Consider the following 2,431-nt stretch of genomic DNA (forward strand, 5'->3'; position numbering starts at 1 on the left):
AAGTCCGTGGCTGATCCTGCTGCAACAGGGGGGGCAGGTGAAGGACTCCTTCGGCGGGATGATCCCCATGTTCAGGGGGCTTGCCGGTGCGATCACCCTGCCGATGGTGGGGGCCACCTCGCTGGCGGTGGCGACCGGTGCGCTGGCGTATGCCTGGTATCAGGGCAACTCAACCCTGTCCGATTTCAACAAAACGCTGGTCCTTTCCGGCAATCAGGCGGGACTGACGGCAGATCGTATGCTGGTCCTGTCCAGAGCCGGGCAGGCGGCAGGGCTGACGTTTAACCAGACCAGCGAGTCACTCAGCGCACTGGTTAAGGCGGGGGTAAGCGGTGAGGCTCAGATTGCGTCCATCAGCCAGAGTGTGGCGCGTTTCTCCTCTGCATCCGGCGTGGAGGTGGACAAGGTCGCTGAAGCCTTCGGGAAGCTGACCACAGACCCGACGTCGGGGCTGACGGCGATGGCTCGCCAGTTCCATAACGTGTCGGCGGAGCAGATTGCGTATGTTGCTCAGTTGCAGCGTTCCGGCGATGAAGCCGGGGCATTGCAGGCGGCGAACGAGGCCGCAACGAAAGGGTTTGATGACCAGACCCGCCGCCTGAAAGAGAACATGGGCACGCTGGAGACCTGGGCAGACAGGACTGCGCGGGCATTCAAATCCATGTGGGATGCGGTGCTGGATATTGGTCGTCCTGATACCGCGCAGGAGATGCTGATTAAGGCAGAGGCTGCGTATAAGAAAGCAGACGACATCTGGAATCTGCGCAAGGATGATTATTTTGTTAACGATGAAGCGCGGGCGCGTTACTGGGATGATCGTGAAAAGGCCCGTCTTGCGCTTGAAGCCGCCCGAAAGAAGGCTGAGCAGCAGACTCAACAGGACAAAAATGCGCAGCAGCAGAGCGATACCGAAGCGTCACGGCTGAAATATACCGAAGAGGCGCAGAAGGCTTACGAACGGCTGCAGACGCCGCTGGAGAAATATACCGCCCGTCAGGAAGAACTGAACAAGGCACTGAAAGACGGGAAAATCCTGCAGGCGGATTACAACACGCTGATGGCGGCGGCGAAAAAGGATTATGAAGCGACGCTGAAAAAGCCGAAACAGTCCAGCGTGAAGGTGTCTGCGGGCGATCGTCAGGAAGACAGTGCTCATGCTGCCCTGCTGACGCTTCAGGCAGAACTCCGGACGCTGGAGAAGCATGCCGGAGCAAATGAGAAAATCAGCCAGCAGCGCCGGGATTTGTGGAAGGCGGAGAGTCAGTTCGCGGTACTGGAGGAGGCGGCGCAACGTCGCCAGCTGTCTGCACAGGAGAAATCCCTGCTGGCGCATAAAGATGAGACGCTGGAGTACAAACGCCAGCTGGCTGCACTCGGCGACAAGGTTACGTATCAGGAGCGCCTGAACGCGCTGGCGCAGCAGGCGGATAAATTCGCACAGCAGCAACGGGCAAAACGGGCCGCCATTGATGCGAAAAGCCGGGGGCTGACTGACCGGCAGGCAGAACGGGAAGCCACGGAACAGCGCCTGAAGGAACAGTATGGCGATAATCCGCTGGCGCTGAATAACGTCATGTCAGAGCAGAAAAAGACCTGGGCGGCTGAAGACCAGCTTCGCGGGAACTGGATGGCAGGCCTGAAGTCCGGCTGGAGTGAGTGGGAAGAGAGCGCCACGGACAGTATGTCGCAGGTAAAAAGTGCAGCCACGCAGACCTTTGATGGTATTGCACAGAATATGGCGGCGATGCTGACCGGCAGTGAGCAGAACTGGCGCAGCTTCACCCGTTCCGTGCTGTCCATGATGACAGAAATTCTGCTTAAGCAGGCAATGGTGGGGATTGTCGGGAGTATCGGCAGCGCCATTGGCGGGGCTGTTGGTGGCGGCGCATCCGCGTCAGGCGGTACAGCCATTCAGGCCGCTGCGGCGAAATTCCATTTTGCAACCGGAGGATTTACGGGAACCGGCGGCAAATATGAGCCAGCGGGGATTGTTCACCGTGGTGAGTTTGTCTTCACGAAGGAGGCAACCAGCCGGATTGGCGTGGGGAATCTTTACCGGCTGATGCGCGGCTATGCCACCGGCGGTTATGTCGGTACACCGGGCAGCATGGCAGACAGCCGGTCGCAGGCGTCCGGGACGTTTGAGCAGAATAACCATGTGGTGATTAACAACGACGGCACGAACGGGCAGATAGGTCCGGCTGCTCTGAAGGCGGTGTATGACATGGCCCGCAAGGGTGCCCGTGATGAAATTCAGACACAGATGCGTGATGGTGGCCTGTTCTCCGGAGGTGGACGATGAAGACCTTCCGCTGGAAAGTGAAACCCGGTATGGATGTGGGTCTTATTTAATAGGAATATTTTACATATGGAAGTTTTTGCTGAAACAATTCGGACTTCGAGAAAATTGAAGCGTACTTGCACGATAAAC

Annotated in this window: 1 protein-coding gene; it reads left to right on the forward strand. The window is 58.0% G+C overall.

Going from position 1 to position 2,431, the window contains the following annotated elements; genetic code table 11:
* Positions 1–2,302: phage tail tape measure protein (locus tag ACPUYX_RS20775; protein WP_426381485.1), on the forward strand; the 2,302-nt coding region annotated here is incomplete at its 5' end.
* Positions 2,303–2,431: the final 129 nt, after the last annotated feature.

The sequence above is a fragment of the Desulfosporosinus sp. SYSU MS00001 genome (assembly GCF_049943955.1).
Taxonomy (GTDB): domain Bacteria; phylum Bacillota; class Desulfitobacteriia; order Desulfitobacteriales; family Desulfitobacteriaceae; genus Desulfosporosinus.